General features: G+C 62.8%; 12 protein-coding genes. 5 read left to right on the forward strand and 7 right to left on the reverse strand.

Annotated elements, in window-relative coordinates; all coding sequences use genetic code 11:
- Positions 1-4: 4 nt before the first annotated feature.
- The 5 genes from SB786_RS01260 to SB786_RS01280 all read left to right on the forward strand — a co-directional run bounded on the left by SB786_RS01260 (position 5) and on the right by SB786_RS01280 (position 18,241).
- Positions 5-14,623 (forward strand): LysM peptidoglycan-binding domain-containing protein, encoded by a 14,619-nt coding sequence (locus SB786_RS01260; protein ID WP_410725821.1) that lies wholly within the window; start codon positions 5-7, stop codon positions 14,621-14,623.
- Positions 14,624-15,017: 394 nt separating this feature from the next.
- Positions 15,018-16,250 carry a hypothetical protein gene (locus SB786_RS01265; protein ID WP_410725822.1) on the forward strand — a complete coding sequence of 411 codons (1,233 nt, stop codon included), beginning with the start codon at positions 15,018-15,020 and terminating at the stop codon, positions 16,248-16,250.
- A 2-nt stretch (positions 16,251-16,252) separates the two neighbouring features.
- A complete protein-coding gene (locus SB786_RS01270; RefSeq protein WP_410725823.1) occupies positions 16,253-16,777 on the forward strand; it encodes a hypothetical protein in 525 nt (174 codons plus the stop codon).
- Between the two features lie 269 nt (positions 16,778-17,046).
- On the forward strand, positions 17,047-17,400 hold the full coding sequence (locus tag SB786_RS01275) for a DUF2846 domain-containing protein (protein ID WP_410725824.1): 354 nt from the start codon (positions 17,047-17,049) through the stop codon (positions 17,398-17,400).
- Positions 17,401-17,683: 283 nt separating this feature from the next.
- The gene (locus SB786_RS01280) at positions 17,684-18,241 is read left to right on the forward strand and encodes a hypothetical protein (protein ID WP_410725825.1); all 558 of its coding nucleotides are present in this window, start codon (positions 17,684-17,686) and stop codon (positions 18,239-18,241) included.
- 35 nt (positions 18,242-18,276) lie between these two features.
- Here SB786_RS01280 and SB786_RS01285 read toward each other — a convergent pair whose 3' ends face one another.
- The 7 genes from SB786_RS01285 to SB786_RS01315 are packed head-to-tail and all read right to left on the reverse strand — an operon-like array spanning position 18,277 to position 22,192.
- Complete coding sequence (locus SB786_RS01285; RefSeq protein ID WP_410725826.1) at positions 18,277-18,663, reverse strand: hypothetical protein; 387 nt, start codon at positions 18,661-18,663, stop codon at positions 18,277-18,279.
- 17 nt (positions 18,664-18,680) lie between these two features.
- Positions 18,681-19,250: a hypothetical protein gene (locus SB786_RS01290; protein WP_410725827.1), complete on the reverse strand. Its 570-nt coding sequence runs from the start codon at positions 19,248-19,250 to the stop codon at positions 18,681-18,683.
- A gap of 53 nt (positions 19,251-19,303) precedes the next feature.
- Positions 19,304-20,062, reverse strand: coding sequence for a sigma-70 family RNA polymerase sigma factor (locus SB786_RS01295; protein ID WP_410725828.1), 759 nt, complete (start codon positions 20,060-20,062; stop codon positions 19,304-19,306).
- A 35-nt stretch (positions 20,063-20,097) separates the two neighbouring features.
- On the reverse strand, positions 20,098-20,877 hold the full coding sequence (gene fliP / locus SB786_RS01300; RefSeq protein WP_410725829.1) for a flagellar type III secretion system pore protein FliP: 780 nt from the start codon (positions 20,875-20,877) through the stop codon (positions 20,098-20,100).
- The gene (locus SB786_RS01305; RefSeq protein WP_410725830.1) at positions 20,874-21,266 is read right to left on the reverse strand and encodes a flagellar biosynthetic protein FliO; all 393 of its coding nucleotides are present in this window, start codon (positions 21,264-21,266) and stop codon (positions 20,874-20,876) included. Before SB786_RS01305 ends, fliP begins: the two co-directional genes overlap by 4 nt.
- Positions 21,267-21,602, reverse strand: a complete 336-nt coding sequence (locus tag SB786_RS01310) for a FliM/FliN family flagellar motor switch protein (protein WP_410725831.1) — start codon at positions 21,600-21,602, stop codon at positions 21,267-21,269. It lies immediately after the preceding gene.
- On the reverse strand, positions 21,599-22,192 hold the full coding sequence (locus SB786_RS01315; protein WP_410725832.1) for a FliM/FliN family flagellar motor C-terminal domain-containing protein: 594 nt from the start codon (positions 22,190-22,192) through the stop codon (positions 21,599-21,601). The genes SB786_RS01310 and SB786_RS01315 overlap by 4 nt, the downstream gene beginning before the upstream one ends.
- Positions 22,193-22,274 lie beyond the last annotated feature (82 nt).

Raw genomic sequence — 22,274 nt, forward strand, 5'->3', positions numbered from 1 at the left:
CGGGTTGGGTTTGCAGTCGTCATCGGCATTGGGTCTGGGGGCGCGCGGCCAGCTTGGCGCCGCGTCGTTCGGTCAGGCGGGCGAGCAGGTCTACGTGAACGCGGCGAACGGCAACCTGATGGTCCAGGATCGCGACCTGATGCTGATCGGACGAGGCGTGAACGGCGCGATTCATCGTGCGTACAACAGCCAGGGGCGCGTGGCCGCGGATGGCTGGCGTCCGGGCGGCGCGCGCACGGTCGGCGAGTTGACCGGCACGCTGAACCAGGCCGGCAGCACGGTGACGCGCACCGATTGGGACGGTTCGACGATCACCTACGGCTACGATGCGCAACGGCGGCTTTACGTCGCGGCGAACGGCACGGGGGCGCGGGCGACGCTCGCGTATGACGCGGGCTTGCGGCAGTGGGACTGGCAGGACGGCGGCAAGCGCCTGTCCGAGCGCTATGACGCAGTGCGTGGCGGGCGCCTGGTCTCGGCAACCGACAGCGACGGCAACCGGGTCGATTACGCTTATGACGGAGCAGGCTTGCTAAGTCGTGTGCGGACCGCGAACGGAGATCAGACCTATCTCGATTATGTGAGCGGGCGGCTCGCGCGTCTGCGCACCGTGTACACGGACAACAACAGCCAGCGCACGTCAACCGCAGTGCGCTACGGATACGACGCGGCCGGCCGCCTGTCGACGGTGACCGTCGATCTCTCGCCGAACGACAACAGCATCGCGGATGGCCGGGTATTCACGACCACCTACCGCTACGACGGCAACAGCGAACGGGTTGCATCGATCGCGCAGTCGGACGGCGCCGAACTGGCCTTTACCTACGCGCTGCTGGGCGGGGAATATCGGGTGACGAGCGTCGCGCAGCGCGCCGACGGCGGCGTCGCCCGTGTCACGCGTCTCGCGTACGATCTCGACGCGCGCAGGACGACGATCACCGATCCGCTCGGCGCGGCGACGGTGCTGGCGTACGACCTCCAGGGCCGGCTCGTCGAGAGCGTGCCGCCCGCCGGCGGCGCGCAGCGGTTTCATTACGATGCGGCCGGCAATGTCGTGAAGGTGGAGGAGGCGGGCGGCGGCATCGAATATCGCTACGACGCGAACGGCAATCGCGTGTGGCAGCGCGATGCGACGGGCGGCGTCGTCGAGTGGCGCTATGGCGCGAACAACGAATTGCTCGAGGAGATTACCCATCTGGGAGAGGGGGCCGGCGAACGCGCCAGCACAATGTACGTGTACGACGCGCGACGCCATCTCCGGTTCGTCGTCGATGCGCAGCAGCGGGTGACCGAATATCGTTACAACGCGGTCGGCCAGCAGGTCGCGGTGCTGACGTACGCCGGCGCCGGCTATGACGGAACGGCGTTCGGCGACGCCGAGCTGACGCGCTGGGTCGCGGGGCTGGCCGACAAGAGCGCCGGCACTCGCACCGATACCGCATACGATTTTCGCGGCAACGTCGCGAGCGTCACGCGTTACGGCCGGCTGCTGAGGGATGGCTCGGGCGATGCGCGCGCGGGGGTGGGCGAGGTGACGCAGACGCGCTATGTCTACGATCCGTTCGGTCGTCTGCTGCAGCGTTTCGTCGGCGCACCGGGCAAACAGCAGGTCGAGCAGTTTGCGTACGACGGATTGGGGCGGATGCTGTCGGCGCGCCGTTTCGACGGGACGATGACGCTCTATCGCTACGACGACGCGCGTCACCAGACCATCGTCACGTTCGCGAACGGTCTTACACGGACGTCGACTTTCAATGCGGCGGGAGAGCTGGTGGCAGTCGCGGAATCCGCGGCGGACGTGTTGCTGTCCCAGGTCGGCTACACCTATGATGCCGCAGGCCGGTTGCGCATGGAAATCGATGCGGTCGGACAGCGCGTGCATCATCTTCACGACGCGGCCGGCCGCAAGATCGCACAGGTCGATGCCGAAGGCGGCTTGACCGAATACGTCTATACGCCGGCGGGGCGGATTGCGCGCACGATCCGCTATGCGACGCCGCTCTCTGTCCCGCAGCGAGCGGAATTGGCGGAGGCCGCCGAAGCGGCCGGCCCCGCCATGCTCGACCGTCTGCGCCCTGCCGCGCATAAGTCGGATCAGACCGAATGGCGCGCGTACGACGGCGCGGGCCGGCTCGCATGCAGTGTGAACGGCGACGGCGCGCTGACCGAATATCGGTACGACGATGCCGGGCGGTTGCTGCGCACCATCCAGTATGCGAACCGCGTCAGCGCGAGCGATGGCGATCCGACAGCGGGCGCCAGACCGGCCGCGGCGGCAGCCGATCGCAGCACGCGCTATTTCTACGATGCCGGCGGCCTCTTGTGCGGGCAGCTCGACGCGGAAGGCTACCTGACCGAATACCAGTACGACATGGCAGGTCGGCGCATCGCGACGATCCGTTATGCGACGTCTGTTGCGGACGTCGATCGCGCATCGACATCGGTGCGCGATTTCCGTCCGGCGGAAAGCGGCAACGACATTCGCGAGCAGGCGAGCTACGATGCGCGCGGGCTGCTGCGTACGGAAATCGACGGTGAGGGGAACGCTACTGTCTACGAGTACGACGAGTTCGGCAACGTGGCGCGGCGTACTCGAACCGAACGGGCGGACCCCGACGTATCGCGTACGCCACAGACCGTGCGTCTTGCGTTCGAGGCGAAGCTGGACCGCCCGAAGCTGACCGGCGCCGTACTTACGATTCGCGTCGACGGCTGGAACGTCGGCAAGGTGGAAGTCATGTCCACGACCGCACGACGCTACGCGGTCGACATTACGGGCATCGTGCCCGCCGCCGAGCATCGCGTCGAGTTCATCTTCGGTTCGTTCATGGACGAGGCAACGGTCCAGAACGCGATGTTCGGCTACCGGCCCTTCGCACAGCCGGGCACGAAGCCGAACGGGCGTCCGTCGGGCCCGTTCGTGAAAGGCCAGAACTATGTGCTCGATGCCGCCGGGACCGAAAAGTGCTGGCTTGCCGCGTCGACGAAACAGGAGCGCACCACATACCGTTACGACGCGATGGGTCGCCTGCTCGAGCGCGCCACGAGCACGATGCGGGGCGCGTCCACGACGCGCTACACGTACGACAGTGACGGGCGCGTGACGAGCGAGACGACTGGCGATCGTGCGCGGCACTACCGCTACGACGTACAGGGGCGGTTGGTCGCGCAGTTGTCCGGCGAGGGCGCTGCGGCGCTCGCTGCGCTGGGTGCGAAGCCGACCGACTCGCAGGTCGACACGGTATGGCGAACCTGGGCCGAGCACTACACGTACGATGCGGCAGGGCACCGGACGTCGTCGACGGATGCGGATGGCCATCGCAGCCTTTACTTCTACGATGCGACCGGGCGTGCGACCCATCGGATCAATGCGCTTGGCGAGGTGGCCGAGCAGCGCTACGACGCGCTCGGCAATGTGACGCAGACGCTTGCGTATGCGAACCGCATGGAGGGCGATGCGCTCGACCGGTTGCGAGGCGGCATCTTGACCGATGCCGTACGGCGGGCGGTTGCCACGCTCGGCAACGATCGGGTGTCGCGCGCGATGTTCGGATATGACGGCGCGGGCCGCGTGGCGTGGAGCGCAGACGCCCAGGCCGTCCATACCTGGCGGGCCTATGACGCGTTCGGCAACGAGATCGTCACGCGCCAGCAGCGGTCCGCGGGCGAGCGGTCGATCCGCACGACCTGCTACGACCGGCTTGGGCGGGCGGTACGGATGACCGTCGATCCTGGCGGCCTGAATCTCGTCACGCGCGCCGTATACGATGCCTTCGGGCGCGAGATCGAAGCCACCGATGCGAACGGCGTCGTCCGGCGTCGCGAATACGATCGCAACGGCAACACGGTCGTCGTCGCCGACGGCCTCGGGCGGCAGAACCGGATGACCTACGATGCGTTCGGCAACGTGCTGACGCGCACCGATCGTACCGGCGCGACGACGCGCTACGCGTACGCGCCGGACAAGCGCCAGCTTACGGTATCGATGCCCGACGGGATCGAGACCACGACCCTCTACGATGAATTCGGTCAGACCATCGCGGTGACCGACGGGCGTGGATACACGACGCGATACGCGTACGACCGCGACGGTCGGTTGACCGACACGACAACCGCCACCGGCGTTACCCGGCAGCGCTACGATCGGGTCGGTCAATTGATCGAGACGGTGGACGGCCGCGGCGTGCGTACGACTTATTCATACGATGCGGCGGGCCGCACGCTGACGCGGACGCTCGATCCGGACGGGCTGAATCTCGTGACGTGCTACGCGTACGACGCGAAAGGGCAGATGATTCGGACGACGGAGCCGTCGGGCGCCGTGACAACGACCGAATATGACCTCAACGGGCGCAAGCTTGCCGTCGTGACCGATGCGGGAGACGGGCGACTCAACCTGCGCACCACGTTCGAATACGATGGCAGCGGAAACGTGCTGACGGTGACCGAAGGCGAGGGTACGGCGAGTGCGCGTGCCACGCGCCACGAGTACGATGCGGCGAATCGCCGGGTCCGTACGGTTGTCGATCCGAACGGGCTTGCGCTGGCAACGGCGTATGGCTACGACGGCAACGGCAACGTGAACCGGGTGGTCGACGCGGCGGGCGGCGTGACGCGCTACGGCTACGATGCTGAGAACCGGCAGATCTGCGAGATCGGTCCGACGGGCGCGATCGCGCTGAGCCGCGTCGATGAGGAAGGGCGCGTCGTCGCACGCACCGCATACGCGATGCCAAACGCGGGATTGCTCGACGGCGTGGGCGCCACGCTGTCGATCGGCGATCTGGAGTCGCGTGTCGCGGTGTCGCCAGGCCGTGACCGGACGACGCGCCACGTGTACGACGTCAACGGGCGGGTGCGCTACACGTTCGATGCGCTCGGCGCGTTGACCGAATTCCGTTACGACGAGAACGGCAACGCGGTTTTTACCGCCCGGCATGGCACGGTGCTCAAGGCGACGTGGCCGTTGACCGACGCGGTGATTACCAACGACCTCCGGCACCTCGGCGTCAACGATTCGCGCAGCGCGAGTCGCGTGACGCGCACGGTTTACGACGCGGCGAACCGGGCCGCCTTCGTCATCGATCCAGAGGGCTACGTGACGCAGCATTGCTTCGACGCCAACGGCAATCTGCTCGAGCGCGTCAGTGTGGGGCGTAGTGCGTGGATGGTGATGGTCGGCTTCGCCGAGTCGACTGAAAGCGACATGATCGAATGGATAAAGTACGAAAAGCCATTCGTCCACACGCGCATCGCGAGTTGGCGCTACGACAATGCCAATCGGGTGATGGAGAGTATTGACGCGGAAGGCTATCTGACGCGTCACGAATACGACGGCGCGCTGCTGCGCAGGACGATTCGCTACGGTGAGGCGGTGGAACCGGATCGCGCGATGCGGGTTGGCGTCATCGAAGGACTGCTGCCCGCCAAACCTTCGGTCGCCGCGACGGCGGTGACCGAATATCGCCATGACGGAGCGGGCCGAGTAACGGACGTGATCGACGCGGCGGGCGTCACGACGCACTACGTGCTGGACGCGCTCGGCCGCGCGGTGGAGACGATCGGTGCATCCGGCACGGGCCAGCAGGTGTCGACGCGTACAAGCTTCGACGCGGCCGGGCGGATGATCCGCGAAGTGCGCGCATTTGGCTCGTCGGCAGCGTCGGCGGTCGAGTATCGATACGACGCGCTCGGCAACCTGACTGCTCGCGTCGATCCGCGTGGCGTCGAGCTCGCGGAATCCGACAGCGACTGGGCGCTCGCGCAGCGCAAGGCACTCGGATACGTGGATGCGCAGGATCGTGCGTTGACGGCTGCCGCACTGACGGCTGCGCAGCGCGATGCGCTGATCGGCCGGTACGCGACCCGTTATCGCTACGATGCCGCCGGCCGGCTGATCGAGGCAACGGATCCGCTCGGCCATGCGGATCGAACTGCCTACGACGCTTTCGGCGATGCGGTCGAGCGCGTGACGAAAGGCGTGGCCGCCAGGCTGTTTTACGACGGCCTTGGCCGTGTCGTCGCGCAAGTGAATCCGGATGGCGCGGCCGTCCGGACCGAATACAGCGCGTCGGGACAGCCGGTTCGCGTCGCGCGCTTCGAGCGCGGGACGCTCGACTGGTCGGCGCTTGCCTCGAACGGCGATGCCTCCGCGGTGCTGTCGCGACTGCAGGATGGTCGGCCGGCAGCCGTGACGCTCCTCGAATACGACAAGCTCGACCGGCTCGTGAAATCGACCGACGCGGAAGGCGGAGTCGAGGTTTACGGGTACAACGGGTTCGGCGACCGTATCCTCTATCAGAACAAGGTCGGCGCGGTCTTCCGGTATGGGTACGACAACCGCGGCCAGCTGATATTGGAGACGCTGCCCGTCACGTCCAACGGCAGTCCAGTACAGAATTTTCACCTGTACGACGCCGCCGGTCGCCGCACGGCGACGATCGAGGCGGGCGAATTGGCCGAGCAGCGCACCACGCGTTTCGAATACGATGCGCTCGGCCGTCTGATTCGCCAGACAGGCGACAAGGTGACCGTTCGCATAGCGTCGGGCGAGACGCGCACGGTGGAGCCGGTTGAAACCCGCGCATACGATGCGCGTGGCAATCTGATCCGGCAAACCGATGCGAACGGCAATACGACGACCTGGTACTACGACGCGGCCAATCGCAAGACGGGCGAAGTGAGCGCGACCAGCACGCTGACGCGGTGGGCCTATGACGCGGCGGGCAACCGGATCGCGGCGCAGGTATTCGGCGATCCCGTCGCGCCGACGAACGGCGCGGAGCCGCCGGTTCCGGTCGACGCGAGCCGCGTGCGCGAGACCCGCTACCGCTACGACGAGAACAACCGGCTGATCGAGTCGCGCGTGCTTGGCGTGGCGACCGGATATTTCGATCCGTCGGCCGGCGAAACGCAGCGTGGCGAGTACTTCATCACGACCGGCAGCGACCTCGTCACGCGTTATCGCTACGACGGCGCGGGCCGCTTGATCGAACAGACCGATCCGGCCGGTAACCGTACGCTCAGTTTCTACGATCGAATGGGCGGCAAGATGCTCGAGGTCGATGGCGCCGGCTACGGAGTTCGTTGGGAGCGGGACGCCGAGGGGCGGGTGCTGACGGAAACGCGTTTCGCGTTGCGCTATCCTGATCCGATCGCGCCGAATCCTGCGTTGGCCGAGACGCTCGCGGCGAACTGGCCGACGAGCGCCGACGACCGGATTACGCACTACACGTGGGATGCCAATGGGCGGCTGACCAGCGAAACGCGGCAAGGTGTTCAGCATGCGACTGTCGACGGAAACGGCAGGCTGACCGAAGGCGTGGCCGAATCGACCACGCGGTATGCCTACGACGGCGAAGGCCATTTGCTGCGCAAGACGGACGCGAACGGGAGCCAGTTCGATTTCACATACGATGCTTTGGGACGGCAGACGAGTCAGACCTTGCCGCAGTTCGTCGATCATCTGAATCGTCAGGTGCGTGCGCGCGTTTCGTTCGAATACGACGGCTTGAACCAGGTCGTCAAGGAGACGAAGCACGGCGACGCGGATCAGGTCGCGACCTATGCGTATGGCGCAGGCGGGCGGCTTGCGTCGAAGACGAATGCGCTCGGCGTGACCACGCGGTTCGGTTACGACGCGGTGGGCAATACGGTGCTGGTCGGTTATCTGCGCGCGGATGCGGACGGGCTGCAGCAGCTTGATGAAACCGAAATCGGCTATGACGCCGCGCAGCGCGAGACGTCGCGGATCACGCGTTCGCGCAATCCTAAGGGTGGGGGCGTGCTGACGAGCGGCGTGTCACGGGAGCAGCGCTACAACGCATTCGGCGAAGTCGTCGGGCGGCGGACTGGCGGCGGCGGGGCGAATGGCGAATGGCAGGAATATGCGGATTACAACAATGCCGGATGGGTCGTGCGCTCGAATTTCGGCGATGGCGTGTCGCGGCTGTTCCTGCATGACCGCAACGGCAATGCGACGCTGAAGGTCGAGTCGATGGAGACCGATTTGCGCGGGCTTGTGATCGAGACGGGGGATGATCTCGAGAAGCTGCTGCAGAAGGTCGACATGATGCAGACCTTTACGCGCTACGACGCCCGTAACCAGGTCATCCAGATTCGCCAGCCGAAGACGTCGGGGAGCGTGCCGCGCATCAGTTTCAGTCCGGTCGATATTCCGATCGACGGCGGGGTGTTTGCGAATACGCAGTTGAGTATCAGTGGATGGATCGAGAAGCAGAGTCGGCCGGTGGTGGGGGCGGTACAGCCCAGCGAGTCCGGAACAATTATCGGGAGCGGTACGGCTGGCCTTGGCCCTGTATCGCTTGCGCTGAATTGGAGACCGCAGAATGGGTCGCCGCTGTATCTGCATTTTTCCGTCGACTCAATTGATCTTAGGTTCCAGGACCTTCCCGGCGAATACAACCTTGAAGCGCGCGTGTCGTGGGAAATAACGGACAGTGGCGGTGACTTTCCGCAGACAGGCAGCCTGACGTCGATGCTTCCGCCAAAAGGCGGGTTAGCACAGATTCCTCTAGGGCTCGACTTTATCCGTAGAACCAGCGCCGCGAGTCAGTTCAAATACAAGCTGGAAATTTATGCCACGCCTAAAAGCGGTGGCGGCAGTACGGAATTGGTCGGGTCAACGGACCAGCAAGTCAAGCTCGCATGGCCGCGTGAGGGCCAGGAATTGGCGCCGACCAGAACGGGTGAGTCGCTCGTCTTTCTCAGTGTTCCGACGAGCCAGTTTGCGTTCCCTCAGCGGGCAATGGTCGGGCTGAACTGGGCTTCCGAAACGTGGAACTGGTTGGCGATCGGATTTACCGTCAAATCGATTGACCTAGCATTGCCCGATCTCAAGGGGACGTACGGTGCTTATGACCTCGAGGCGCGTGTCTCATGGCTGGTGGGCAAGCCCGACTATAAGCCTGAAACGGGAAATTTTACGGTCGCGTTGCCTTCTGATGGCGGCGGCTCGGCAACGATCGAGGTCAATCGTGGCTTCATGCGCTTCACTAACGATGCGTTCTTCAAATACACGCTAGAGCTCTATGCAAAGCCGAAGAGCGGAAAAGGGGCGCCTGAACTGATTGGTTCGACTACTCAAACGGTGTCGATGTTGACTGCCGTTAACAATCACGTGGTCCTAACGCAGAGGAAAGACGGCGAAGCCTTTTTCGAACTGAACACTCCGACCAATCTGTTGACGGTTGCGCAGCACTCGCTCCCGGAGCGCGCTCGAGGCGCACTCTACTATCGACCGGCAGGCTCAAACTCGACTTTCCAGCAGTTGCCAAAGGCCGCTGCCAGTCAACCCAACTCGTTCAGCGTTGATTCGAGCAGTCTGCCCGCTGGCGACTACGAAATGATCTTCATGGCTGTTTCGGACGGCAGTGACGGGCGTGAGGCCGGTACTTTGCTGCGCCGCGATGGTTATCGCGTTCACATCGAACCGGGTGGGAATGCATCCGTGACGTCCGAGCCCATCCCCGCCGATCGGGAAAGCAGCCGCCCCGGGTTCCTGGCTGATGCGTCGGGCAGTTATATCTGGTCTTCGCCACGAACCTTGAATCTGTATTCGGCGCGCGATTCCGCGCTGCATCTGGCCGATCACATCGTCGCGAAGATTCGCCAGCAGGGAACCGTCGCCTGGAGCGAGGAGCGCACGGTCGTGCGCGATCCTGTCACCGGTGCGTTCGCAATCGATCTGTCCGGTTACGGGGCCGGCAACCTCGACGTGGCGTTCGATCTGTACAACGCAGCCGGCGAGAGGCTCGATGTCGTGATGGGGTCGGTCGGCCTGCCAGGCGGCAGCGGCGCGCCGTCGCTCTCAACCAGCTTTCTCGCCGATCTGAAGTCGACGATCGTGTTTCATTCGCAACCCGCCGACACCGATTACCTCGTGGTGTCGTGGGTGCAGGACGGTGTGACGCGCTACTCGCGCATCACGCGCCTGGGCAACGGCGAGTTCGCGTGGGATGTGATGGCGGAAGGCCTGATACCGCGGCCCGGTTCGTATACCTATGCGATCAAATACACCGCCTACGATTCGGCCGGCGTGCCGCTCGCGATGGGGGCTGGCGACATTACCATCGGCACGCCGGGCAATTCGCAGGTCACGTTGACGGGCAGTGAGCGCCCCAGCCTTTTCGAGTTCAAGCCGACCGGAACGGATGGCTTGCCGCTGCCGAACGTCAATACGATTACGCTGTACTACCGTCAATCCACGGTGAAGGATCAGGCCTACGATCGTCCGTTTGCCGAAGTGACGTTGACGCTCGATGCCAAGGGCCGTTTCCTGTTCGACGCGTCGGCGTTGCCGACGCACACGGAATTCGAATACCGCTATCTGGCCAAGGACGCCGGCGGCAATGTCCTGGTCGAGCGTCAGAGTTATTTGCTGACCGGCACGCGCAACAATCCGATTACGAACGTCGACATCGTCGGCGTGATCGAGCAGACCGCGAAGGACATGACGATCGACCGGATGCAGTCGCACAACGCGTTCCGGGAGGTATCCGCCGAGCGGGATGGCCGAGGCAACTGGACCTATCTGTCGTACAACTCGATGGGGGCATTGACCCTCAAGCGCGAGCCGACCGTCAAGGTGACGTTGGCAAATGGCGCGCAAATCCAGCTTGCACCCGAGACGAAGTTCTACTACGACCTGCTTGGAAATCTCGTCGGCACGCGCGATGCGAACGGCAACCTGTCCACCCAGCAATGGAATTATGGGCAGCAGCAGCCTGCTATCGCGAAATCGTGGGACGCGATGGGGTACAGCAAAGTGTTCCAGTACGACGGGCTTTGCAATTTGCGCACGTCGACAGACGAGTTGAATCGCCGGACCGAGTACGCGTACGACGCGGAGAATCGTCTCATCGAGATAGCGAGGCCGGTACTGACGAATGGTCGGCGCAGCATCGAGCGCTTCGAGTACGACTCGTCGGGCAATCGAATCGCCCGCGTCGATGCGCTGGGCGGCCGACAACGGACCTATTACGACAGCGAAGGCCGAATTATCCGGACCGTCAGCGCCGCAGGACGAGACGTACGTTACGACTATCGCTGGGCGAGTACGATCCGTTCCGTCGGAACGTCGGTGACGGGCGGGTGGGTCAAGACGACGACCGACGCGAACGGCCGGACGATGGTGGACGAAAAAGATCTGTTCGGTCGGGTGACGAAGCACGTGGATCTCGGTGGCCGAGTGTTCCTGTATGCGTACAACTGGGCCGGCCTGCTGACGCAGCAAACCGGGTCGAGCGGGCAAGACGTCGATTACACGTACTACTCGCACGGCATGGTGCGCTCGATCGTCGACAACGCAACGAAGACGCAGTCGCTCTACGAATACGACGGCGACGGCAATCGGACCGCGGAGTACTTCACGAACTTTGGAGATTCGTACATCTTTGCGCAATCGGCCGTCGAATACGATGCGCTGAACCGCGTGGTGTCGATCAAGGACAACGCGTATCAGGTCGCGTACGAATACGATGCGGTCGGCAATCGCCGGCGGATGCTCGCGACCTATACCGACATGGTCGGATATCACGAGAAGAACCAGGATTACTGGTACGAATATGACGCGCTGAACCGCTTCACGGTGACGATGGGCAGCCTGTCGGGTGAACGTCCGGTCGATCCGAACGACGCCGGCGTGGCGATCGTGCCGGGCGCGGCCGGCGGCGAAGGCATACGGCTCGGCTACAACGCGGCGGGGGAGCGGGTGCTGGCGGTTTACGCGAAGGACGGCCGCACCGAGCGGTATACATACGATGCAAACGGCTACCTGGCGACGCAGTCCATCAACGGCGTGGTGGCGCAGGAGCGTATCAACGACCTGCTGGGGCGGGCGATCAGCGTGGCGGAGCGACGTCCAGACAGCGGGCAGGTGGTGTCGGAGGTCACGCGCTCATGGGATGCGGACAGCATCCTGTTGTCGGAACGAGACCGGGTGGCAGGCAACGCGACGAACTATACGCGGATGACGGACGGCACCTTGGCGAAGGTCGACGTGACGCCAGATAACGCGAATGGCACGCGGAGTTCGTTTGTCTACGAATACGAATGGTGGGACGGCGCCAAGCAGTCGAGGATCACGGCGCAAGGCACGAATCCGAATGCGCCGGGATGGCGGCCGGCATCGTCGTGGTTCAACTACGACGTCAACGGCAACCTGAAATCGACGTACGACGACGGCGGGAACCAGCCTGGCAACGCACGCGCGTTTACGTACTGGACGGACCTGAGAGGGCAGGTTCAGCGGCGCGACGAACTGGTCAACGTGCGGGTGGATGGCAACGGGAGGATCGTCGGGGCGGCGGGGGAACGCAAGCACAACTACTACTACCTGAACGGCAACCGGGTTGGGAATCAGGGCAACGACGGCATTGACCAGGTTGACTACGTCAAGGAGCTGGCCGGCAAGCTGCAGAAGGGAAGCGACAGTCAGTACAAGGTGTTCACGCCGATCGGTACGGCCGATTTCGACGAAAGCTTCATGACGATCAACGGTGTGTACCCGGGCACGAGTCCAGGCGTATGGACGGTGCGGGAAGGCGAGACGTTGAAGTCGATCGCGTCGTCGCTGTGGGGGGACGAGACGCTGTGGTACGTGCTGGCGGACGCGAACGGTTTGAAGAGCACGGACGGGCTGAAGGCGGGGCAGACGCTGACGGTGCCGAACAAGGTGACGAACGTGCACAACACGGCGAGCACGTTCAAGCCGTACGACCCGGGGCAGGCGATCGGCGACACGCGGCCGACGCTGCCGGATCCGCCGCCGCCGCCGGGTCGGGGCGGGGGATGCGGCGGGTTCCTGCCGGTGATCGCGATCGTGGTGGCGGTGGTGGCGACGGTGTTCACGGCGGGGGCGTTGACCGCGCCGGCGGGGGCCTCGTTCAGCGCGATGATGTCGGCGGGTGGTACGGCGCTGACGGGCGGAGCGGGCCTCGCGGGTGTTGGCGCGTCGGCGGTGGGCGGCGCGGTGGGAGCGGCAGCGGCGCAAGGGGTGATGATCGCGGGCGGCGCGCAGAGCGGGTTCGACTGGAAGGGCGTGGCGCTGGGTGCGGTAGGCGCGGGCGTGACGGCTGGCGCGGGAGGTGCGCTGGGAGCGGTGAACTCGTTGCCGTCGGCGATCGCGCAAGGCGCGGCACGGTCGGTGGCGACGCAGGGTATCGGCGTGGCGACGGGGCTGCAGCATAGTTTCGACTGGAAGGGCGTGGCGGCGAGCGCGATCGCGTCGGGGGCGGGGTACGCAGCGAGTCAGGCCATCGGGCAGTTGCAATACGGTGATGCATGGGACTCGATGGCGCGAGAAGCGTTGCGGGCGGATACGTTCAATACGGCGGTCCGCACGGCGGGCGCGGGAATCGCGGCCGGTTCGGCGAGCACGCTGGCGCGGGGCGGGAGCCTTGGGCGGAATGTCGGGGCGATTGCGGCGGATGCTGTGGCATCGACCGTGGGGAACATGGTCGTGAGTAACGTCCAGGCCGCCTCGGTCGACTCGACAACACGACGCACGCAAGACGCAATCGCAGCGGTCGGCGGACAGATTCTGCCGGGTGGATTGGGTGGCGCCGGCAGTGGGTTCGTGGCGCCGGAGTCGACATACAGTAATGCCGCAATGTTGTATGGTGCGTATGGTGGTCTGGTCGACACGACGCCGACAAGTTACAGCAGCGCATCGACCTTGTATGGTCCGAGCATTGGCGTGCCAGCAGCGCCGACGCAGCTGGCCGGACAGGCGTTCAGCGCACAGTTCCCTGATGCGTTGCCGGGTGCTCTGGTGGCTGGTCCGGGTGCTGGTGAAATACCTCTCGATGCTGCAATTCGTGGTTACCGAGGCGGATATGCTGGTGTGCTGGATCCGAGTCCTGGCGCGGCATATGCCGGAAAGCTCGTTGGAGATGCGGCGCAAAGCTTCAAGAATTTCGGTTATCAGTTGCTTGGCGCCGAGAGTGCTGATGCAGCACGTGCTGCATGGAGTAACGGCAGCTACGGAACGGCGGCTGCGAAGCAACTGCAAGCATTTGGGGAGGCTGGTCTAGCGTTAATGGGAGGGGGCGGTGCTCTTCGACAAGCGTTTGCGAGAACCGTCGAAAGCACTGTTGGCACATCTGTAGATATGGCTGCGCAGGCTGGCGGTACGGGTAGCGCTCGTTTTGTGCGAACCGAAGGTTTGGGTACGCACTCCACAATGGCCGAATTGCGCACAACCGGGGCGTTACCCGGAGAGCAGGGTGTAATCCTTTCTGATCGCACAGTTCGTTTTGGCGATGTCTATGATCTAGCGACTCTCGGAGGGAGACGAGTTGAGTTTTCTTTGGTGACCGAGCGTATGGACGGTGCCGTCGTTAAGAAGCTGTACAGCGGCGATGCTTGGACGAGCCCGGTTCCGAGAGATGCGCGCTTGATTGGTCATGTTCACCCGAATGAAAACGCCTTCCAGATGTGGCCGTCAACACAGGATATGAATATGGTCAACGCGAGATATTTTAGAGAGTTGACGAACAACCCTAATGCGACACCGTTGCCTACTAGAATTTTCTGGGGGCCGGGGAATACTGACAACACTATTTTCTATCCGGGTTTTGGTAAATCGCCGATGACGCGGTAAGGGAAAGATGATGAGTGCAAAATCTGTTGGAAAAGCTGATGAGTTCTTGTTTGCGAAAGGGTTGACTATCGAAAATTATTTCATTGAAATAACTCCCGTTTCGGAAATGATTTGCTACCGTAATTCAGAGGGGAGAGAATTCGACCTTCCGATAAATGATCCGGAACTTTATGATGCGGCCGTCTCGAGGTTGAAGGAGTTGGGCGTTCGAATCGTGAGGCTTGGGTAATCGGTGGAGAACGTACCTCACGGGGCGTGCGAATCTGATTGTGATCTGCACGCCATCAATGGGACTTTAGACTGGCCATCAACGTAAGGATGAAATGGTAAGAATGTCGGGGTAATCGCAGCGGATGCGGTGGCATCGACGGTTGGCAATATGGTCGCAGACCGGATGCAAGCCGGCTCCGTTGGGAAAACCGGCGCGAGTGCTTTGTATGGTGTCGGTGGCGACGTCAACGGAATGACGGTCGACACGGTACGTGCCTATAGCGGCGATTCCGGACAGCAGTTTGCGAATCGCGCGAACTGGAACCTGCAACTGGAGGCGGGTCTTAGGGAGCAAGTGTTCGTTGGCGGACTCCAAGATCAGTTCGGTCAATTGGCAAGTGACGCGCTTGCCGCCTCGCGCGCACAAGGTGCAGCCCTGAAGCAGCGACTCGGCTCGGAGTTTGCGGGATCGGCTAATTGGGCGCTGGCTCAGCAGCGCGCCGAACATGCCGCTGCGGTCGCGCGTCAAGCAGAAGCGACTCGCAGCGGTCTGGTTGGATTCGATTTGGGTCGCGGTGCGAATGACTGGTCGGACGATGCGGCCGGGTTTGATCTTGGGCGCGGGGGCTGGGGTGGAGAATCGCCGCTGAGCCGAGCCGGCCAGTGGCTTGATCGGCCGATTCAACCGCTGGAACACCTGGCCGATACCGTTCGTCGCGGCAACGCGATGATGGCCGAAGGGCTGGATGCTGTCGGGCTCAGTGGCCTGGCTGGTGCACAGCGTGCTCTGGGCGACATGATTCCTGGGGCGGTGCCGACACGGCCGTGGGAGATCGCACTGAGTGCCGCGCCGCTGGTTGTTAAGGCACCGGGGGCGTTGCGATCGGCCGGCGAGATGTTTGGGCCGAATCTGGCTCAGATGGCGGAAAGTTACCTTGGCAGGACAGGGGGATCGTCATATGTCATTGAAGGCCCAAATGTTCGATCAATAGGCGTAGCAAATCTAACTGAACGAGGTACCCTGACTAATTTGCGACCGACAGATTCCGCGGTCGCACAACGCCCTATTCGAGCACTCGTGCAAGATGAAAGCGGTCGATATTGGTTGCAAGGACCTGGCGGCAATAAAATTACTCCGTCTGGATCCTATGATTTTGTAACTATGCCGGATGGATCGATCCGGATCGCGCGGCAAAATTTGAATCCAGACTTCTCTACATATTTGGGTTTAAGTGGTGGTGGAGAGGTGGATTTCGCTGGATCTATCCGTTTTGCAAATAATACAGGGCCAAACCGGGGATCTATTGTGAATTGGACAAATAGTTCAGGGCATTACCAGCCACCTGCGTCGATGATTGGTAATGCGGGATTGCCCGTCGAGTTGTTCGGTCAATTCAATCCGTTTGCACCGAGGTAATGATGGAAAGTATCAATTCTATTTGTGCGCGACTGAGGCGCATGGCGCCGAATGAAGCATCTGACTGGGTTCTTGAGAATTTTCCGTCAGATGATCCCGAGTATGGTGTGGTATTCGATATTATTCCGAAGGTTTCTTGGCGAAAGGGCGACCAGGAAAAATTGGCGAAGTACTATTTAAAAGGCATGCCATTTGCAAGCGGCAGGGCATACAGGGCACTCTCTAAGGTGATGCCGGCTGAGCGTTTTTTGAGGATTGCGGGAGAATGTATGCCCGAGAAGAGTGAAGATGTTTGTCTTGTTTTGTATTATTTGATTCCTGCGTTGAGTGAAATTGTAAAATCTGATGCTGATCGAGCACATCTTGATAGCTTCATTGCCAAGTACGCAGGTGAGAAAAAAACGAACAGTTCAAGTAAGAGCCTTGATGGCGCTCCTGTTAGCGAGCGCCTTCTCGATGAATTGAATGAGGTCGGAATGTCGACGCGTAAGAATACGTGTCCGGGCGCAAACCTACAGCGGACCTGATGGAATGGCTGAAGGCTTGTGCTATAAGCTTTTGCGGGCGGTAGAGACGGAGAAGCTTAGTCTCGAATTTCAAGTACAACACCTTGAATCAGAAGGCGAGGCGCTGAAGTCGATAGCATCGTAGTTGTGCGGTCATTCATTTATAAAAAAGGAATCGAATATATGCATCTGAAGAAATTGATCCCGCTCGGTATCTCGCTGTTGATTCTATCGGGCTGCGCCTCGGTACCTATGGGTGATCCACAACGCGATGCCGAAAGACGTTCAGCGTGCCGCAGGAAAAGGCGGCGATTTACGTGTATCGGAACGAGAGCATCGGCGGTGCCGTCAAGATGCCGGTGACGCTCGACGGGAAGATTCTGGGCCACACTGCCGCGAAGACTTACCTGTATAGCGAAGTGGAGCCAGGCCGTCACCAGTTGATCTCGAAAGCCGAAAACGATTCGAAGCTGGACGTCGACACGGTCGCAGGCAAGATCTATTACGTCTGGCAAGAGGTCAAGATGGGTGTCCTGTATGCTCGCAACAAACTGCAACTCGTCGACGACACGACTGGGCAAAATGGGGTAAAGGAATCGAAGCTGGCGGTTCTGGAGTCCTCGCAAAGCGAGGACGCAAAGTGACTGTCCATCGCTGATGGCGCTTGAACCGAGGCCGCAATGTGCGGGCTTCGTCACAATCGAAATCGATGCGCTGGAACAGTTGGACGGAATTCAGAAGAGCGCATTCGGTTGGCGTAGCGAAAAACGAGTCAAGAAGAATCGAACTTGTCCAATGGGATCGATGACCTCTGCATGCTAAAAATACCTACCAGAGTTCATCGTTGAAAATGTGTTGGCCTGGCCCCGGATAATGCCGAACGTATCCGGAAATCGCCTTCGAAATATGACTCATTCCAGGATCGGAATGGGGTGGCGCTACGAGAAATTCGCGGAGAACGCGCTATCCGCATTGGAATCCGCAAGCGACATGAAAGCAGCCGGTTTATCCCATCACCTTCCGCGCCTCGACCAAATGCAAAACGACGACCAGATCCCGCCGACGCAACCGACGCAACCAGAACGACCCGCGACCGCACCCGTGACGTCGTCCGTCGACATCCCCGGCGGAAAACGCATCGATTTTCCAAACGGCAGCCATCTCGTCGAGGGGCCCGGAGGCGACAAATACCTGGTTTCCGAGTCAGGCGATATCAGCGCGACCGTTCCAGAGATCCGGAAGGTTCAGGTGGACGATCTCGCGCAGGTTCTGCGGCACGAGATCGTCCACGTACATCTGACGACTTCCCATACATTGCACTTCGTCGGAGGCGGGGTCTTTTCCTACCTGCACCATCGCGATGGCTCCGGCATGTCGATCCAGGCGAACCGCATCGTGTTCCGGACGCTGCCCGGCGCGGTGATTGCAGTGAGTGGCACGGCCCCGAACGTTGAAATGCACGACGCGCCAAAGCCCATGGGTTGACCAGACCTCGCCGGATTCCACCGGCGCACCCCGATTCACCGTTTTCCGGACCGATGCCCGGGCTCACGCATCACGTCGTCGAGCAATGCCGCCGCGCGCTCGTCCTCCATCATCCCTTTCCGCACCCATTCCACCATCTCCTGAAATTCCAGCTCATTGGCGAGCGTCGCGCCGAATTCATGCCGCAGCACGACCTCGATGGCGGCGCGCGCCAACCGGGCTTCATCGTCGATGCCGGCGGTTCGCAGCGCGTCGATTCTCTCGTGCAGCCGTGCGCCGAAATCAGAACCGGCCGCGCGCGCCGCAACCGTGTCGCGCGCGGATGCCTGACTTTCCGCCTCGTTGACCTGACGCCGCGTCCGGTCCACCACTTGTTGCCGCAGCAGCGCCAATACCTGATTGAGCGTTGAAACAGGATCCATGAGTGCTCCGATGATCGTCAATGCCGCGTGCGCGACACCATATATTCGGCCAAGAGCAGATGGCCGTCTTTCTCGTTGCCGATGGTATCCCGCTTCAATGCATCGATTTGCCCGACGATGCCTTCCATATAGCCGTTGATGCCCGGATAGCGCTCGTTCGCCGCTATTCCCTGCCTCAACCAGTCGAGCGCCTCATCGAACCGGTCATCGCACAGCGCGAGCATTCCCGTTTTGAACAACCACAACGCATCGCGTCCGGATGGTTTTTCGTCGAATGGCGCCCAGCAAGCCGCCGCATTCTGTACGTGCCCGTCAAGCAAGTCGACGAGGCCCAGCATGAAGCGCGCGATGTCGAAATCCGGCGCGAGTGCGACCGCTCGCGCGAAATCGACGCGCGCTTCGGCGCGGCGCTGGTCTCCTGCGTAGATCGATCCACGCAGGAACCACAGCCGATGATCGTCGGGCCAGCGCGCGAGCGCGGCGCTGAGCAGCTTGAGCGCGTCGCCGTCCGGTTTGTCGACGATGCGGACGATCTCGCCCATCGTATCGTCGTCGCACAACGCGGCGTGGTGTTCATGGCGATTCATCGATATCTCCTGTAGACGAGAGTAGGCGGTTTGGTACTCGCACCGAGCGAGTGCTATCCGATGAGATGCATATGCTCCACCGCGCCGAGCCGCTCACGTAATTCCGCCAGCGCCGCGCGATGCAATTGCGAAATGCGGCCCTTGCTGACGCCGAGGATGTCTGCAATCTGCTCGAATGCGAGGCCATGGAAATAGTGGTACTGAATGATCTTGCGCGTTCGTTCGGGCAGATGCCGGACCGCGTCGGCCAGCCGCGTCTTCGTCTGGCGCCACGCAATGCCTTGATAGGCAGCGCCGGGCAGCGCCGGATCGCCGGGCGGCATGCCATCTGTCGTCTGCGCGACGAGGCCGGTACCGTCCAGCATGAATCCGATCGCGAGTCCGGCCGCCAGCGTACCGATCGCCTGAAATGCGTCGCGGCCCTGCCGTGCCGGCCGGTCGATGTCGGCCTGCAGCGAAGCGACCCGTTCCCTGCGCACGCGCCGGGAAAACGAAATCTGCTCCTGTCCGTCGGTCAGCTTCTCGACGCCGGTCAGGATCGCGCCTCGCACGCGCGTCGTGCAAAACGTCTCGAAAGCCACGCCGCGTGCAGGGTCGAAGCGGTCGATCGATTCGAGCAGGCCGATGCTGGCGAGCTGAACGAAGTCCCGGAACTCGACGTCGTCGCGATGCCGTCCCGCATACAACCGGGCCGCGATGGCGCGCGCGTAGGGCAGGTAATGCGCGAACACGGCTTCGCGATTACACGCGTTGCGCTCGGCCGCCCATCTTCGCCACAGCTCCGATTCGGGAGCGGCGGCGGTGTCGTTCACCGATCTCGGGCCCTGGTTCCGCGCGCCCGCGTGCGTCATCTGAATCCTCCGAGCACGCCCCGCATCACGAGCCCCCAGCCGTCGATCAGCACGAACATCAAAATCTTGAGCGGCAGCGAGATGGTCGAGGGCGGCACCATCAGCATGCCCAGCGACAGCAGCACGGTCGACACCACGAGATCCAGCAGCAGGAACGGCAACAGCACGACGAAGCCGATCTGGAACGCGACGCGCAGTTCGTTCAGGATGAAGGCCGGCGTGAGTTGCAGCAGCCCGACCTCGTCGGCCGAATCGGGCAGCGGTTTGCGCGACAGCTCGTACATCAGTCGCAGTTCGTCGTCGCGCACCTGGCGCAGCATGAAATCGCGCAGCGGCGCGGCGCCGAGTTCGAGCGCGCGATCGACGGCGATGCGGCCGTCCATGAACGGTTGCAGCGCATCGTGATGCAGGGTGTCGAACGTGGGCATCATCACGAACGCGGTCAGGAACAGCGCGAGGCTGATCAAGACAGGTGTGGGCGGGGTTTCGGGCATCCCGAACGCATGCCGGATCATCGACAGCACGATGACGATCCGGATAAACGCGGTCATCGAGACAACGAGTGCCGGACCGATACTGAGCAGCGTTAGCAGCACCGCGATGCGCACGGCTTCCGACGCGCCATCGCGATCAAGCTCGAAGGGTGCGCTGGGTGGCGACGCGAAGGCGGCGGCGTGCATCGCCAGACCGCCGAGCAGCACGCCCACCGCCAGCACGCTCAGCGCTCGGGGCCGCACGGAGAGCCGGCACCAGCCCTGCAGGATGCGCGCGGTCATGATGCGGCCTCCGTCGACGGTCGCGCGTGCGCATCGAGCAGCGAGACGCCGTTCGCATGGAGTACCACGAGCACGCGCCGTTCGTCGTATTCGATCAGATGAAGCGTCGCGCGCGGGGCAAGACGCGCGGTCTCGACGATCGTCAGTCTTTTCCTGGCCGACGGCCCGGCGCGTCCTTCGAGGCGGGCGAACCCGTATCGGCGCAGCGCCAGCATGGCGACGATGCCGAGCACGGCGCAGAAGAGAAGTGCGCCGCCGATCCGGTACAGGTCGATCCCGTCGCCGAGCGTCGGTGCAAGTGCGACCGGATAGTTTGCGCCGGTATCGGTGCCGGGCGTGGATGCGGCCGATGCCGGCAGCAGCTTCGAGAGCGAGTCGAACGACGGCATTCAGCGTTCCTCGACGATCTCGACGATCCGGATCCCGAACCGATCGTCAACGGCGACGATCTCGGCGCGGGCTACCGTCCGCTCGTTGAGTCGAACGTCGACACAATCGTCGAGTTGCCGGTCGAGCGTGACGAGGGAGCCTGACTGCAACGTCATCAGTTCCTTGACGGCCAGATCGACCGAACCGAGATGCACGTCGAGCGAAACGATGACGTCGCCGACGAGATCGAGGCGCGGGTGAGAGACCGGACGGGCTTCGGCGGTCTCGGCCGGCTCGTGCTCGGGAAGGTCGACGCGCATGACGACGGATCGTTCGGAAGTGGCGTGGCTGCTCATGGGTGATCCTTGGGCTCGACGAGCGATTGCAGTTGAATGGAAAGCTGTCTGTCGGTACGACCGAGACGGCCGAAACCGACCGGGACTTGGCCGGTGTTTCCCGTGACGAGGGAAACGACGGGATCGAGCTGTTCGGCGATCACCAGGACATCGCCGGGCATGAGGTCGAGCAACTGGGTGACGGGCAGTTCCACGACGCCGAGCCGTGCGCATACGCGTGTCCTGATCGATTCGAGCGCCGCCGTACGCGGCGTCAGCGTGTTGGCGCGCGTCGGCGCGGCGTCGCGGCGCACATGCCGTGCCCACCAGAATGGCGCGGCGAAAAGGATTGACAGACAAGCATTGCTCGGACCCAGCACGAGTCGGACATGCACGCCGCCATACCGCGATGCGCGCGGCTTCGCCGCGTCGGATTGCGGCAAGCGCCGTGCGTCGGGCGCGGCCGCGCCGCAGATGGCGGTTAGCGCGGCGGCCATGTCGTCGGTCATCGACTTCCCGAATGCGCGCAATACGTCGGCGCAGTGATCGGCAGACGTGGCGGCGAAATCGTCGGGCAGGTCGAGCGCGCGCCGAGCGAGCCGGTCGAGCATGCGCGGCTCGGTTGCCCATTGCAGATGCGGCCCGCACGACCAGACATGCGCGGCGGACGACCACGGCGGCGGGGCCAGCGGC

The sequence above is a fragment of the Burkholderia sp. SIMBA_062 genome (genome assembly GCF_046534765.1).
GTDB classification, from domain to species: Bacteria; Pseudomonadota; Gammaproteobacteria; order Burkholderiales; family Burkholderiaceae; genus Burkholderia; species Burkholderia ambifaria.